The sequence below is a fragment of the Microcoleus sp. B3-D2 genome (assembly GCF_036705345.1).
Lineage (GTDB): Bacteria > Cyanobacteriota > Cyanobacteriia > Cyanobacteriales > Microcoleaceae > Microcoleus.
Map to the genome: position 1 here is coordinate 153,365 of NZ_JAUBUG010000001.1, position 14,284 is coordinate 167,648.

At 44.0% G+C, this 14,284-nt stretch carries 13 protein-coding genes and 1 tRNA gene; 6 read left to right on the top strand and 8 right to left on the bottom strand.

The genetic code is table 11. From position 1 onward, the window contains the following. Positions 1 to 106: 106 nt before the first annotated feature. The 4 genes from lpxD to QUB14_RS00685 form a co-directional block, all read right to left on the bottom strand. Positions 107 to 1,147: a UDP-3-O-(3-hydroxymyristoyl)glucosamine N-acyltransferase gene (lpxD, locus tag QUB14_RS00670; RefSeq protein ID WP_333213668.1), complete on the bottom strand. Its 1,041-nt coding sequence runs from the start codon at positions 1,145 to 1,147 to the stop codon at positions 107 to 109. Positions 1,148 to 1,662: 515 nt separating this feature from the next. Then, positions 1,663 to 1,980 carry a YkvA family protein gene (locus tag QUB14_RS00675; protein ID WP_333213666.1) on the bottom strand — a complete coding sequence of 106 codons (318 nt, stop codon included), beginning with the start codon at positions 1,978 to 1,980 and terminating at the stop codon, positions 1,663 to 1,665. 432 nt (positions 1,981 to 2,412) lie between these two features. Beyond that, positions 2,413 to 3,681, bottom strand: a complete 1,269-nt coding sequence (locus QUB14_RS00680) for an SPFH domain-containing protein (protein ID WP_333213664.1) — start codon at positions 3,679 to 3,681, stop codon at positions 2,413 to 2,415. 193 nt (positions 3,682 to 3,874) lie between these two features. After that, positions 3,875 to 6,901: a reverse transcriptase domain-containing protein gene (locus tag QUB14_RS00685; protein ID WP_333213662.1), complete on the bottom strand. Its 3,027-nt coding sequence runs from the start codon at positions 6,899 to 6,901 to the stop codon at positions 3,875 to 3,877. A 61-nt stretch (positions 6,902 to 6,962) separates the two neighbouring features. On the opposite strand from QUB14_RS00685, the gene QUB14_RS00690 reads away from it, so the two are divergent. Then, complete coding sequence (locus QUB14_RS00690; protein ID WP_333213660.1) at positions 6,963 to 7,949, top strand: DUF1848 domain-containing protein; 987 nt, start codon at positions 6,963 to 6,965, stop codon at positions 7,947 to 7,949. A gap of 183 nt (positions 7,950 to 8,132) precedes the next feature. On the opposite strand, the gene rlmD is transcribed toward QUB14_RS00690, so the two are convergent. Continuing rightward, positions 8,133 to 9,545 carry a 23S rRNA (uracil(1939)-C(5))-methyltransferase RlmD gene (gene rlmD / locus QUB14_RS00695; RefSeq protein WP_333213658.1) on the bottom strand — a complete coding sequence of 471 codons (1,413 nt, stop codon included), beginning with the start codon at positions 9,543 to 9,545 and terminating at the stop codon, positions 8,133 to 8,135. Between the two features lie 8 nt (positions 9,546 to 9,553). Between rlmD and QUB14_RS00700 the strand changes: the two genes are divergently transcribed. Both QUB14_RS00700 and QUB14_RS00705 read left to right on the top strand, forming a co-directional pair. Continuing rightward, positions 9,554 to 9,931: a hypothetical protein gene (locus QUB14_RS00700; protein ID WP_333213656.1), complete on the top strand. Its 378-nt coding sequence runs from the start codon at positions 9,554 to 9,556 to the stop codon at positions 9,929 to 9,931. Between the two features lie 96 nt (positions 9,932 to 10,027). Beyond that, positions 10,028 to 10,513 carry an allophycocyanin subunit alpha-B gene (locus QUB14_RS00705; RefSeq protein WP_190655955.1) on the top strand — a complete coding sequence of 162 codons (486 nt, stop codon included), beginning with the start codon at positions 10,028 to 10,030 and terminating at the stop codon, positions 10,511 to 10,513. 127 nt (positions 10,514 to 10,640) lie between these two features. Here the strand turns inward: QUB14_RS00705 and QUB14_RS00710 are convergent, their stop codons facing one another. Then, entirely contained in the window at positions 10,641 to 11,024 is a 384-nt protein-coding gene (locus tag QUB14_RS00710; RefSeq protein WP_333213654.1) for a hypothetical protein, read from the bottom strand. Positions 11,025 to 11,204: 180 nt separating this feature from the next. On the opposite strand from QUB14_RS00710, the gene QUB14_RS00715 reads away from it, so the two are divergent. After that, positions 11,205 to 11,606, top strand: coding sequence for a helix-turn-helix transcriptional regulator (locus tag QUB14_RS00715; protein WP_333213652.1), 402 nt, complete (start codon positions 11,205 to 11,207; stop codon positions 11,604 to 11,606). Positions 11,607 to 11,819: 213 nt separating this feature from the next. On the opposite strand, the gene mazG is transcribed toward QUB14_RS00715, so the two are convergent. Together mazG and QUB14_RS00725 are read right to left on the bottom strand one after the other, a co-directional pair. After that, entirely contained in the window at positions 11,820 to 12,647 is an 828-nt protein-coding gene (mazG, locus tag QUB14_RS00720; protein ID WP_333213650.1) for a nucleoside triphosphate pyrophosphohydrolase, read from the bottom strand. Positions 12,648 to 12,780: 133 nt separating this feature from the next. Beyond that, complete coding sequence (locus QUB14_RS00725; protein WP_333213648.1) at positions 12,781 to 13,410, bottom strand: metal-binding protein; 630 nt, start codon at positions 13,408 to 13,410, stop codon at positions 12,781 to 12,783. Between the two features lie 72 nt (positions 13,411 to 13,482). Here QUB14_RS00725 and QUB14_RS00730 point away from each other — a divergent pair. Continuing rightward, positions 13,483 to 13,554, top strand: a tRNA-Val gene (locus QUB14_RS00730). A gap of 179 nt (positions 13,555 to 13,733) precedes the next feature. Continuing rightward, entirely contained in the window at positions 13,734 to 14,117 is a 384-nt protein-coding gene (locus QUB14_RS00735) for a hypothetical protein (RefSeq protein WP_333213646.1), read from the top strand. The last annotated feature ends 167 nt before the right edge of the window (positions 14,118 to 14,284 follow it).

Below are 14,284 nucleotides of genomic sequence, written 5' to 3' on the forward strand. Positions count from 1 at the left end.
GTTGCAACTATAATACTGTTGACTGTTGGCTGTTAACTGTTGACTGTGGACTGTGGACTGTGGACTGTTAACTAATGACGACTGACTACTGCCAACTCCCAATTGACTACCGATCGAGCTTGCGCTGAATTTGCCTCAAAGACTGGTACATTTCCGGCAAACGGTTGTAGACGGCTGCGGCTTTGAGAAATAGTTTGTGGGGAATTGCTGGAACCCCCGTCACGATCGCACCTGCGGGCACGTCGCTGTGAATTCCGGCTTTAGCAGTGGCGATCGCCCCATCTCCGATTTTGGCTTGATTGGCAATTCCCACTTGGCCTGCCAAAATTACATTGTTGCCAATTCTTACCCCGCCGGCCATGCCAACGTGAGCGGCAAAGGCGCAATTTTTCCCTACTTGACAGCCGTGACCTACGTGTACTAAGTTGTCGATTTTTGTATTCTGGCCGATGCGGGTTTCTCCGACAGCGGGCCTGTCGATCGTGCTGTTGCACCCAACCTCAACGCCCTCTTCTAATACCGTGCAGCCAGACTGCTCCATTTTCACCCATCCTGTGGCTGTCGGCACGAACCCAAAACCTTCGGAACCGATCGCCGCACCGCTGTGAATCACGCAATTTGCCCCGATGCGAGTACGTTCGTGAATGACACAATTACCGTGTAAAACAGTGCCTTCGCCTATTTCCGCATCTGGGTAAATTACGACATTTGGATGAATGCAAACGTTGCTGCCAATTTTGACTTTTGCTTGAATAACGACGTTGGGGCCGATATAGACATTTTCACCAATTTCTGCTGAGGGGTGAACGACGGCGGAGGGATGAATTTCGGATGCTGGGCGAAACGGTTGATAGAAAATGGCGATCGTTTCAGCAAACAGCAATCGCGGATCTGGTGCGGCAATCCAAGCAATGTTGCGATCGTCACATTGAGCTTGGAGGCTTTCATCTAAGGGTAAAATTAAAGCCGAAGCATTTGTAGTGGCTGTATGAACGGCAAATTTAGCACCTTCTATGTAACTGATAGTACCGGGTGCAGCTTCATCGACTGGGGCCGCGCCTGTAATTTCTGGATCGGTAGCAACCGACGCTGTGAGGGTGCGACTGGTGGCTAAGTTAAGTTTTTGTACTATTTCGCTAAACTTCATCTCTAAAAAAAATTTGTTGTTAACACAGATGGATTATCAGAAAATTTGGGTAGAAACCCCGTCCTTTTAGGACGGCTTTACTGGTATGATTTGAGTGGTCAATGACCCACCCGTGACGATGGAGACATAAACCCTAACACCAAAGCTTGCAACAATTGCAACGGGGAAGAAAAATCGGTAGACCGGGAAAAGAGGATGGGGCAATGGTAAACACCGCCAGAATCAAATAGTATACAAGAATTCCTTTTGGTATTCGACACGTAAAAACCGCAGGGCTTGCGGGGTTAGTCTGTGGAGCGAGCATAAGACCAAATCTCCTTGAGGGTGGAGGCCGCTGCTAAGAAGCAGAAAGGTTCAAGAAGTGATTCTTGGAATCACCGTGCCTTTAGGTCGGTGAGGATGTCAAAGTTAAAATTACCAGCTTTGGAGCACGATCTGAGCAGTTGGCATTTAAAAAACAAAAACCCCGATTTCTTGAAGAAGTCGGGGTTTTAGCGCTCGATTATTTTTGGCAATTATTTTACAGAAACTGCATCTACGTCAACGGTGCTGCCTTGGGCTTCAGAATAATGGGCACCGGTGGCTTCGGATGCTGAGGCTGTCTCTGTTTGGCGGGATTTAAAGTAGTCGATCGACATTTGCGAAATTTCGGAAATCAGCAAGACAGCAATTGCCACATCGTCAATTTGTCCGATGACTGGCAGGAAATCTGGGGCAATGTCGATCGGGCTTATTAAATATGCCAGCGTTCCCAGAATAATCCACCAGCGGTATTTGGGGTTGCGGAGGGTGTCGCGGTACCAGTTGTAAACAGATTGTATAGAAAAGTTCATGGGGTTGTCCTCTACTTATATTTTCAATCTTGACAAATTGTCGCTCGAAATGCTTGTGGAGATATCCCCCCTAGGGTTGGCAAGAGACTTCTACCTGGGAGTATAGGGAATTGGGGAGGGAGAAGTTGTCAAGCTGTGTTGAAAGGGCGGGGACTCTTGACAACGCCCCTACAGAAACCTGACCGATGAAAGCCGATAGAATTTATCTGTGTTTATCTGTGTTTATCTGCGTTTATCTGCGTTTATCTGCGGTTTAAAAAAACATTCATATTGTTGAGGGTAGATTAGGAATCTATTACTTGTATATCGTCATTAAAGCAAGTTACTTAGATTGGGATTTTTCAATCACAGATGTCAGCAGATAAACACAGATGAACGCTGATGGGATTCATCTGCGTTTATCTGCTGTTTAAACAAATCTTCATCTATTACTCACGAATTTTGAAAGATCCATTTTTGGTCGCCGATCGCAATTTCGCAGCCATTTGGCAGCCAAAAAGGCTCGTTAGCAGCCAGCCTCTGCCCACCCACAAAAGTGCCGTTGGAACTGCCGCTATCGACAAGCTGATACCGCTGTTTGCCAAGTTCGTCAGTGGCGCGGCGGATTTGAGCGTGGTAGCGCGAACTTTGCGGATCTTGTAATACTAAAGTGTTGGTTGGTTCGCGTCCAATTGTAAAGGGATTGGCTGTTAGGGCGATCGCCTCTCCAGAAAATTTGTAGATTAAATATGCGGTTGTTTTGCGATCACTGCTTGCGAGTACGGTTGGTGCAAGTTGGGGAGGATTTCTCCCAGGAGGGAGACTGTTTTGAGTAAGTTGGTCTGTCAGTCGTTGTAAATCTCGATCGAACCCTGCTGCTGTGTCAGAAGCTGGAAGACTCGCAGGAGAATTACCTGAAATTAAGTTTAACTGCTGTACGGGAGATTGAGGAACAATCGGACGGCCTGCTTCGGCAATTCTCATTTGCAGGGCGGCGGCATTTTCTGCTTCCTGTCGGGCACTCATTCCCTCAACTTGGCGAATAACTCCGTTGGTTTCGGGAAAGCTGACATCGCCAATTCGCACGTCTTCTAAGTTAAAACCCAGAGTATAAAAATCTTGGACGCGATCGAGCAAATTTTGGCGCAGCAACAGTCGTCCTTGACTGATAAGCTGTTGTAGGGGTATTTGCGCGATCGCTAATCCCATACAATCCTTAACTGCACTTGCTAAAACAGCTAGAGGATCGGACAATTCCAAAGCTACTCGTTTCGGATCTATCACTTGATAAATAACAGTCAGGGTGGCATCAATTAAAAATCGATCCTTAGATAAAAAATCTCCGTGCGACTGTACATCCAAATTGCGGAGTTTGGTGTCTACGAGGACAATTTGAGACTGTTCCAGCAGGGGAAGGGCGAAGCTGAAATGCCGCCCGGATTTCAGGGTACGCACGGCGCGGCCGTTTTTGACCAACAAACCCGTGTAACCCGCCCCTATAAAGTCCATACTAAACCCGGCCCAGCGTTCTGGAGTTATCGTTTGAATCAGGGGAGAAGCGTTGTTCATGGGAGGGAGTTGAGGGAGGGGAGATTCTATTTTTAGGGTAACAAATTGCTGGGGGCGAGCGATCGGGCGGTGTGCCGGTTCCGCAACCTCTATTCTATACTTCTGGACTCCCTCCGATTCCGCCCGGGCTGGATCGAGTTTGCACCCCAGCAATCCACCTTCTGTTTGTACTGCATTCCCACTTTTGCCATCACCCGCCGCGAAGCAATATTTTCACTCACAGAAAGTTCAATATTGCAATTCAGTGTGAGAGATAAAATGTATAGAATACCAGGAATTGAAGTAGAGGGGTGCCCGCTTCTAGTTACAATTGAAAAACAATATTTATTCTACTTGTCAAGACTCTTTAACTAAATGGAGATAGCTCAGCCTCACCATCTCCACTAGACTGATCTTTACCACTATAATACTTATCTCGGATTATTTTTGGTTCGTAATCTTCAAATAAATCTTCTATACTTCCTTCTAATGCCATTTTATAAGCTTCGCAGAGCATATAATCATTATTATCAACAGACTCGTCACTAATGGCATCCCGCTTATACAACCCCAATATCAGCAAATAGTTTTTCTTTAATCTAGCTGTTGGTAGCGGTTCGCTGTGTAAAGCTATCGACACAGCCTCTATGTGGCTATCTTGTACAAGACCATCGCACAGATTATTGTAAGCCAAACACAACCATGTTTCTGTTGCCATAAGTCGCTCTACTAAAGTCCCATTTATTGAATATTCAACCACTTTTTCCCAAGCATACTCATTAATTGTGGGTAAAAAACGTATTGCCCGAAGACTGATAGCCCGTATATATTCACTCATTTTAATACTTCGGTTTTGATAATATGCTATTACCTCCATAAGCTCAACTAGATAACCTTGTATTGCTAGACTTTCCACAATTTGTAAGGGTTCGCGAAAAACCCACGGTTTTTCACATAAAATCTCAACAATATCTCTTACTATCTCTGTGAAGCCAAGTATAAGCAACTTATTAACTGCAAAGCGAATGTATGTTTTTAATGTTCTTTGCCTCCTGATTTTTTCACGATCGCTAGGTATTTTTTGTATTTCTTCTATTTCTTTCAAACTTTCACGAAATATATTGATTAATTTTGTCCTTAACCTATCTTTTTCTCCCATCCACTCAGAGTTTAACTTGTGAAAGTCATAAGCCCACTCTTCAATCGACATTTCACGATCGTCAGATGGTAGATGTGGCAAATTTAATTCTAGTTTTGTTTTTAAATCTTTATAGCGTTTTTTACTGTCAAATAAATACTTATATATTCTTCTGCTCAAATCGGGGACTTCGATATAAATTTTGATATGACAAAGGCACTTTTGATATTGATCCATCAGGTGTCGCCACAGATAGTCATTATTTCTATAAGCTCCTGCGAACTCATTGCGGTACTGATAATTGCCAATCCATAACCCGTTCATTACTTTATCAAATTCTAGGTTCACTTCTACAAACAAATCATCTTCTTTAATGCTTTCCACAAAATCTGAAACTCGATCGTATATTTCTGTCTTCTCATTATTGAGATTCAAACCTAGTTTTTCTAATTCGTCATTAAGTGTTTCTAAAACAGCGGTGACATCATCTGGATCGGGTACAAATAGGGTCATGTCATCAAGGTATCTAGAAAACATCACCTTCCACTCATTATCATTAGGTTGAGTACCAAATCTTAGATCGAGTGGTTTTAAATAGAGGTTAGCGTAAAATGCAGAACCAATACTTCCCTGAGTAATACCGTAACCCAATTGATGCTCCTCCAATTGCTTTGAAAGTAATATTTTAAGTAACCAACGGATACGCTCGCTTTCCGTTAAATCTTTTGTTAACTCAAGTAAACTGTCTTGTACAATTCTTGTATAGTAAGATTCAATGTCAACACGGATTACTACACCATTTTCGTATTTTTGTGCGTTCCTTCGCAGGTTTGAAAGAAAACGGCTATATGCAGTAAACCAATTTGCATATAGATATTCAGTTTCACGTTGTCCTTGTGCTGCTAAACGATAAGCATAGCTATTTCCTTGTAATCGCGATGCTTCTTTTCCTAATTTTTGAATAATTGCTGTTGACAGAATTTCAACTTCCATTCTGGATAAACCTTTAGGACGGGTATCTGATGAATTTTTTACAAAATTATAGGGAATATAGTCCTCTTTATGTGCTTCTTCTTGTACGTAAGCAATTAGTTGTTTTTGTAGTCGATTGATGTTGCCTTCAAGATTTATTTCAAATAGGCGGATCTCCACTTCATCAAAAAGTGATTCTTCAAAAAGATATTTGCGCGTGCGAACCCAAGCCCGTTCAATATTTTCTGTACTTATAACTTGATGCCAGTCGTTATCTTGCTGCAACTTGGCACTGACGATCGTACTGATATCGACATAAAACTCTGAAGGTTTAGGCACTTTTATAATATTTTTCATATTTCTCCAATAACTGCCAATAGGGTTTTCATAGTAAACTCGATGAATCTCTTTACTAAGTGAATTGGACTCAACATTATGATGACTGCTCTTAAATCCTTGAGCAAGTGCATCTGACATTTTTTGAACAGTCAATTTGTCTCGATCAGTGCCAATCGTAACTACAGATAAACGATCTATTGGAACTTCTTCAAATAACTGTTTATAGGCGAGTGCATATTCTTTGCTGTACTCATCATAATTACTAACAATTAAATCTGAGTCTATGCCTAATTTTTTTAATTCCTCATATTGTTGTTGTTGACGTTTGTGCTGACTGCTAAGCAAATCGACAACTGTAGAATGAATCATTAAAACGTGACACAAAAACGGTTGCTGCCATTGTTCCCGCTTTTGTGATAAATCACGTATTACTGAAATAAATGCCTCTCTAATACTTGTGGGTGATATACTAAATTCCAAGTTAATATTTGAGCTAATAACTTGATTTTTTACTTGTTTAATCAATTGGTTGTAGATTGCCAACGTCCATTTATTAACGTCTATACCTAGACAATAAATATTGAGTGGATGAGTGATTTTTTCTTGTTCTTTTAAACGTAAAATTATCTCCACAAAAGCAATAGAAGCCGCTCCAGCACCACATCCAACATCCACAAAACAAATATTTCGATTCTGGTCAAGCCAAGTCAGCAACTTTTCGGGAGTAATAATATTTTCTAGAGTATGGATGACTTTAAAATAGTGTGTGGGAAAATAAAGGCTATATTGAGCTGCCGCACTTTTGAAAGGTTCTTTATTATCATCACACTGCTTGTAAGAGCTTATATTTTGATATCCATTGACTTCTGGGTTAGTTGCAAGCCATTGATGTACAGCAGTATAGGCATCTGCAATATAAGGATGAAAAGAACGATGGTTTTGCATTTGTTGATTTTTTTGTCAAATTTGCGATATAATACTTGTAGGTGTCAAGCGCATAAGTCAAATGAAAATTATCAGTGCCAGTCGTCGAACTGATATTCCAGCCTTCTACTCGAGGTGGTTTCTCAACCGCATTCGAGCAGGTTTTTGCCATTGGATAAACCCATTTAGCAGGCAAGTATACCGCGTCTCACTTCAACCGGAAGACTGCTTAGCTATTGTGTTTTGGACTCGCAATCCCCAGCCTTTGCTGCCACACCTAGATTTTCTGACCGATCGCGGTTACTGCTTCTATTTTCATTTCACCATGATTGGTTATCCAAAAGCAATAGAGAGCCGCAATCCGCCTCTTTCGGTATCGATCGATACTTTTAAGCAACTTTCACAGCGTCTTTCTGCGGATCGAGTCCAGTGGCGATATGACCCCATCGTACTTAGCGATTTGACTCCACCTTCTTTCCATATAGAGCAGTTTGACTTCCTCAGTCGCCACCTGGAAGGCTACACTCGGCGCTGTTACTTTTCTTTTGTCGATTTCTACGGCAAAACAGAGCGCAACTTAGGGAAAGTGGCACAAAAGTACAACGTAAAGTTCGATCGCCCCTGTCTAGAGGAGAAACGCCAACTGCTTCAGCAATTACATGATATTGCCGCTGCACGGGGAATTAAGTTGTATTCGTGCTGTGATGATAATCTGGCAGGAGAAAGTATTGAAAAAGCCCACTGCATTGATATTGATATAGTTAGGATGCTGCGACCTGATAGAGAAAGTCGTCTCAAGGCTGCTCCTACTCGACAGGATTGTGGTTGTGTTGAGTCAGTGGATATCGGTGCTTATGAAACCTGCGTTTTTGGATGTAGCTATTGCTATGCCACGAATAGTCGCGACACCGCATTGAAACGGATGCGCGACCACGACCCAGATGATTCAATACTTTGGCGACCCCCAACATTAGAAGGGGTTGACCTAATCACACAAGAACACCGCAAGAAAGAGAAAACATCTGTTGTACAGTTACCCGTGGCTATTCAAGGAACACTCTTTGAGTAAAAGCTGTGAACCGATCAAAATCTCATGAAACAGGCGATCGCCGCTAACCCAAACCACAAATACCTAATCTTCATTCTCTGTCGAGTTAATCAGGTAAAAAGCATCAGGAACCTCATCAAAAGATTTAACCTGCAATAAATGCTATCTCACACTTAATCAAATAAGCTCGATCGCCCTTTTGATTTACCGCACCAAAAAAGCCACACACTCAACATGAGAAGTCTGAGGAAAGAAATCCGCCGGCTGCACTCGCGCTAACTTATAATCCCCATTTTCGCACAAAATCTTGAGGTCGCGAGCCAAAGTAGCCGGCTTGCAACTAACATAAACAATGCGATTTGGTTTGATTTCCTTGATAGCTTCTAAAACCGCGCGATCGCACCCTTTCCTCGGCGGATCTAACAGCACAATATCCGGTGTCAATCCCAAGGAAGGCAGCAAACTCTCTACAGTTCCCGCCTGAAAATCGACATTTCTCACGTCATTTAACTCACCATTTAATTTGGCTTGTTCGATCGCCGCCGGTTGCACTTCTAAACCAATGGCTATTTTTACTTGTTTTGCCAGGGGTAAAGTAAAAGTACCAATTCCGCAGTAAGCGTCAACCAAAACCTCGTTTCCCTGCAAATTCAATTCCCCTACAATTACCTCTAACAAAGCTTCAGCCGCCTCTGTATTGACTTGGAAAAAAGTATCAGCTCTTAGCTGAAATTTCAAACCAGCCAAGCTTTCTCGCAGATAAGAACGACCTGCAATGCAGCGAGTTTCTGCACCAAAAATCACATTTGTTTGAGCGGGATTTATATTCAAACAAACACCGGCCAGTTGAGGATATTGTTTCAGCCACTCTGATGCTTGCTCTTCGATTCCCGGCAAGTCTCCAGTGCGAACTATTAAAGTTAGCAGCATCTCGCCGGTGCGCCGTCCGATCCGCAAGGACAAGTGACGCAATTCTCCCGTATGTTTCTTTTCGTCGTAGACTTGCCAATCCCGCCAGTGGATGTCTTCTTTGACCTCTTTTAACAAAGGATTGAGGCGCGGGTCTTGCACCGGACACTGATTGAGATTGACTAATTTGTGGGTGCTTTTTTGATAGTAACCTGCTTGGACTTGACCTGTCGCAGATATTGCCACGGGATAAGTCGCTTTGTTGCGGTATCCCAAAAATTGGGAAAATCCCTCGATTTTTCCCGTTAAAATTTCATCAACTTGGGGATTGCTAAATCCGCCAATCCGTTCTAAGGCTTGAATGATTTGATTTTGCTTGGCTGCAAGCTGATATTGATAATCTACGTGCTGCCACTGACAGCCACCGCACTTGTCGGCGACAATGCAGTTAGCTCGGATGCGGTGTTCGGATGCTTCCAGAAGTGTGTCCAGCTTACCTGTAGCATAGGTGGATTTGACTTGCACGAGCCGAACAAGGACTCGATCGCCCGTCACGGTATCGGGCACAAACACTACTAACTCACCAAAACGACCAACTCCGTCGCCGGTGTCTGTCAAGTCAGTAATCTCTATCTCAATCAGTTGACCTTGCTGGCAAGGGTTTGCCAATTTCGTCGAGTTTGGGGTCGGGAATTTAGATTTGGTCACAAGTAGTCGTGGTAGGATTTAATGTGGTAATGCAATATCGCTCTCTCTTTCCTGAGATAAGTCGTAGCGAAGCGGGGCGTAAGCCATCGCACTCAAGCTCAATAGCAGGCTGTATTCCTGCTGCTGAACGTCTTGCTGCTAAAGCCAAGCTTCAACCTGCAAGTCAAGCCTGCCGTGAGTTGTCTCGATCGAGCCTGTGCGATATGCTGTTGGGGCGAGCTAGCAAAAACTCGTTAAACGGTCAAAGTGTCTGCCGACATCAAAACTCTCACTCGCAGTTTTTGAGTTTTTCCCGCAGTACCCTGCAACACAGGGAAACTGGCTTGAACATCAAGCATAACGTTTGCGGAGATTTACCCGCTACTTCTAATGTTGATAAATGTTAGAAGCAAAGTAAATCGCCCAACCAAGAATCTCATCTTTAAGGGATGAGAATGTCAATTAATCTTACTCTCAAATATCCTCAATTTTTTTGAATAACAATGAGCGTAGTTAGCCAACTAATTCTCCAAGCCGACGACGAACTTCGCTATCCCAGTACCGGCGAACTTCAAAGCATCAAAGATTTTTTTAAAACCGGAGAACAGCGGGTGCGTATTGCTACTGCGCTGTCTGACAGTGAGAGGAAAATTGTTGAAGAAGCTAGTAAAAAACTCTGGAAAAAACGACCTGATTTTATCTCTCCTGGCGGCAATGCTTACGGCCAGCGCGAACGGGCTTTGTGTCTGCGCGACTACGGCTGGTACTTGCGCCTGATTACCTACGGTATCTTGGCGGGTGACAAAGAGCCGATCGAAAGCATCGGTTTGATTGGCGTTCGGGAAATGTATAATTCTCTGGGCGTTCCTGTTCCTGGCATGGTCGAAGCTATCCGCTGTTTGAAGGAAGCTTCTTTGGCTTTGCTCAATCAGGAGGATGCTAAGGAAGCAGCTCCTTATTTTGATTATATCGCTCAAGCAATGTCTTAATTGCTTTGGTGATTGCTTTCATGAATGTGGCGGAGCATTCGCGGGTGATTTTTGGGGTGATTTTATCTCGCAATTGCTCGCAAATGTTTCGCTTCTGTTTTTGGAAAGGAAATCTGCCTCATTTTTGCTAGGAAGCAATGCAGTTTAAGCTTTCCCAGATGTTGAGTTCGTCTTGTCTTTCAATGCACATTTGATTTAAAAAGTCAAGTGTTTTTGGGAGAGATTGTTTTTTGAATTTCCGGCTGTCGTAGTGAATGGATGTTTTGAGCTGCGAGAGTTCTCCAAGGGTGGGGCAGGTTTGGATGTGATGGGCGATCGCATTTTGCCATTCTTCCAGCCTGCGGTACGAGATAAATTGTCCGCCTCTGTCCCGCCGATGCACAAAAACCACGAAAGCCCAAGATTCGACTCGCTTAATTTGATTTTGGCTGATTTTGAGCAGTTGGGCGATCGACCTGATGGTGATGCGGAGCTTTTTCGAGGGTTGGATGCGGCGAAATAGTGCTGTCATGGCTGTATACTCAGGGCTTGAGAGGCAAGTTCGGTTTAGTGTCAATTACATATTACTATATCAGACTCTTATTGCACAAGTGCAATAAGAGTAAATTTAAACTTCTTCAGCTCAGATGTTGCTGGTGAACCCTCAATCATTGATGCTGTGCTAGTTTGAGAGTTAACGTAGGTGGGAAAAATGTCAGGACTCTCTAACAAAGCTGTGGTAGACAAAGAGCAGGAATTGCGTCCCGTTCGCTTCACGGAAACGGGGCGGATGCGTTTGGGGAAGATTTTAAAAGCAGCAAGACAGACAACAGGTTGGTCTGTCAGCGAAACAGAGTTCAAAACAAAGGGATATGAAGAGGCGCTGTTCACAGCTACAAATCAACCCGTACCCAAAGATGTGGGTATCAGTGCCGCAACAGTCAACCGTTACGAACGCGGGAAGCTGGATAATTTGGATTGGCGATCGCTCTCTCTGTTATGCTTTGTCCTCAAGCCGATCGATCCGGTGACAGGGGAAGCCCTGGAACCGACAAATGCTTTATATATCGCGTGCGAACATCCCCCATACAACGATGCGGAGCTTTATGAGTAATTGATTGCTGACATCTGGCAGTATGGTTAATCAGCTTTTCAGGGCGGGCTAGAAGCCCACCCCACAAGCAAAATATTGAGTTGTTGTGGAACAGGCATCTTGCCTGTTCTTAACAATAGTGCGGGCTAGAAGCCCACCCCACAAGCAAAATATTGAGTTGTTGTGGAACAGGCATCTTGCCTGTTCTTAACAATAGCGATCGGGAGTGAGTTATTACCGATCGCCCTTTTGTTTAGCTATTAAAGCTTTAGCTTGCTGCCACAGAGATTCTAACTCTTCTGGGGCATAATCTGACAAAGGTCGATCGCACGCAGCCTCTACCTTCGCAAACCGCTGCACGAAGCGATCGTTTGTTCCTTGCAAAGCAGCCGACGGATCTAAATCGTACCAGCGAGCTAATTGAATCAACACAAACATAATATCTCCCAATTCTGACTGCTGCGCTGCCTTATCCTCGTGTTTGAGAGCGTGTTCAAATTCTGCCATTTCTTCGTGAAATTTCTCCCAAACGCCGTCTACACTGTCCCAATCAAAACTCACTTCTGCAGCTTTTTGAGAGATTTTCATCCCGGCGGCGATCGGCGGCAAAGTGCTGGCATAACGGCTCATTTTCGAGGCTAAAGTTGGCGGCTTGTCCGAAGTCGTGCCTTTTTCTGCTGCTTTGATTTTTTCCCAGTTTTCGTTTACTTCATCGACGCTGTTGAGTTCGACATCGCCGAAGACGTGGGGATGTCGCCGAATTAGTTTTTCTGTAATGCCCGCAGCGATTTCGGCGAAGGTAAACTGATTGGATTCGCTGGCAATTTGAGCTTGCAGAATTACCTGTAACAGTAAGTCGCCCAATTCTTCGACGATCGCATCTTTATCTCCTTTGCGAATCGCGTCGGCGGTTTCATAAGCTTCTTCTATGATGTGAGGAACTAGAGTTTGGGGAGTTTGGGCTAAATCCCAGGGACATCCGCCGTCTGGCGATCGCAATTTCGCCACAACTTCTATAAGTTCTTTGAGTGCTGTGAGCGATCGACTTTCAGAATTAGACATAATAATTTACCTTTTATATCAACCGCCAAGACGGTTATAACGTTGTTAAGGGCTCCAACCATTAATTTTATTACTTCTTCCTTCTTCCTTCTTACTTCTTCCTTCTTCCTTCTTCCTTCTTCCTTCTTCCTTCTTACTTCTTCCTTCTTCCTTCTTCCTTCTTCCTTCTTCCTTCTGCTATGGATTTGCTAGATGTGCGAGTGGGAGCTTTGATTTTGGGTCTCTTAATTCTCTTAGGAGGGCGCAACCCGCTCAACCCTTTCTTTTTGAATCTTTTGTAAGCAGAGCCCCCCCAATCGCTCAGATAGTGGCTCATAGCGCCCAATTCTAGACCGATGTAAACGGCTAAAATTTCGATGTGGTGTTCCCAGAGCGATCGCCCATAACTTAAAACCACATCCTGCCAATTCCCGCCTAAGTTCCCGACTTTTTCGGCAATTGCCAATCCCAGCACTCCGAAAACCGCGATCCAGATAGCGAGGTACAAGATTCGCAAAGCAGTGCCGATTAGAGGGCCGTGGGACAAAAAAGAGCGGTGGCGCAGGCTTTTTTGGTATGGGAGCCAAATGGGTTTGAACCATCCCCAGCGCTGATACTGGCAAGAGTAGATATCCAAGTCGGGGCCAAACATCAGCCCGCCGAATAAGAAGCTGCCGGAAACGAGCAAAGTCAGGTTGCTGCTCTGAGTCTGGCCAAAGGTGAGGGCTGCCACCAAGGGCAAACTCCACATGGTTATTTGATCGTGGGTGCGGCCAGAGGGCATTTAAAGTTTAGGATTTTTTTTACTTGATCTTTCTGAGTTACTGTGATATGATAAATCCCGGTGAGTGCAATTGGGTGATTAGCTCAGTGGTAGAGCGCCTGCTTTACACGCAGGATGCCGTAGGTTCAAATCCTACATTACCCATCCGATAACTCAATATCAACAGTTTCAGCCGTTTTTAGCCTTCAAGCCGAGAACGGCTGTTGCTGTTGAGGGTTGAATTGGGTGACGACTAAATTTAACATTCTGTGGCGGATGTCTCAAAAGTTGACACCCAATGCTAGAAAATTAATTTATTGATTTTCTTTTTTAGAACCGTGTATATGAAGCCTAAAATAACTAGCCCGATCGCGTGGCAGCAAGCTGAACTGCTCATGCAGCCAGCGATGATCCGAGTGCTCGACAACATCCGCAAACAATTAGAGGGGTCTGTCTGGACGGGCACTTATCAAGAAGTGCAGATTCCAATTCCGGGCTATCAACTAATTTTAGAGAATCAAGGCGAGCAAAGATGTGTCGATATTTGGGAACTTTGCTATCGAGTCTGCTTTGTCAACTACCAGCCCGCCCACAGTCAAATCCAAAGCCAAGAAGTTGTAATTGATACTAGCTTGATTGATGATGAGACTGGCGACGTAGATTGGAATCGTCTTGATGCTAAAGCCAGCCAATTAATACAAGAAATATTCGCCAATTTGGGCAAATAGTCAGTTGACAGTTGTCAGTTGACAGTTGTCAGTTGTCAGTGGTGAGCTTTCCAGCCAACAGCGAACAGTCAACAGTCAACACTCATCAGTTAACAGTCATCAGTCAACAGTCATCAGTCAACAGTCATCAGTCAACACTAATCAGTCAACAGCCAACAGTTAACAGT

Bases quoted from the DNA above. Each gene is read 5' to 3' on its own strand.
- lpxD (WP_333213668.1), bottom strand. From the start codon at position 1,147: ATGAAGTTTAGCGAAATAGTACAAAAACTTAACTTAGCCACCAGTCGC.
- QUB14_RS00675 (WP_333213666.1), bottom strand. From the start codon at position 1,980: ATGAACTTTTCTATACAATCTGTTTACAACTGGTACCGCGACACCCTC.
- QUB14_RS00685 (WP_333213662.1), bottom strand. From the start codon at position 6,901: ATGCAAAACCATCGTTCTTTTCATCCTTATATTGCAGATGCCTATACT.
- QUB14_RS00690 (WP_333213660.1), top strand. From the start codon at position 6,963: ATGAAAATTATCAGTGCCAGTCGTCGAACTGATATTCCAGCCTTCTAC.
- QUB14_RS00705 (WP_190655955.1), top strand. From the start codon at position 10,028: ATGAGCGTAGTTAGCCAACTAATTCTCCAAGCCGACGACGAACTTCGC.
- QUB14_RS00710 (WP_333213654.1), bottom strand. From the start codon at position 11,024: ATGACAGCACTATTTCGCCGCATCCAACCCTCGAAAAAGCTCCGCATC.
- QUB14_RS00715 (WP_333213652.1), top strand. From the start codon at position 11,205: ATGTCAGGACTCTCTAACAAAGCTGTGGTAGACAAAGAGCAGGAATTG.
- mazG (WP_333213650.1), bottom strand. From the start codon at position 12,647: ATGTCTAATTCTGAAAGTCGATCGCTCACAGCACTCAAAGAACTTATA.
- QUB14_RS00725 (WP_333213648.1), bottom strand. From the start codon at position 13,410: ATGCCCTCTGGCCGCACCCACGATCAAATAACCATGTGGAGTTTGCCC.
- QUB14_RS00735 (WP_333213646.1), top strand. From the start codon at position 13,734: ATGAAGCCTAAAATAACTAGCCCGATCGCGTGGCAGCAAGCTGAACTG.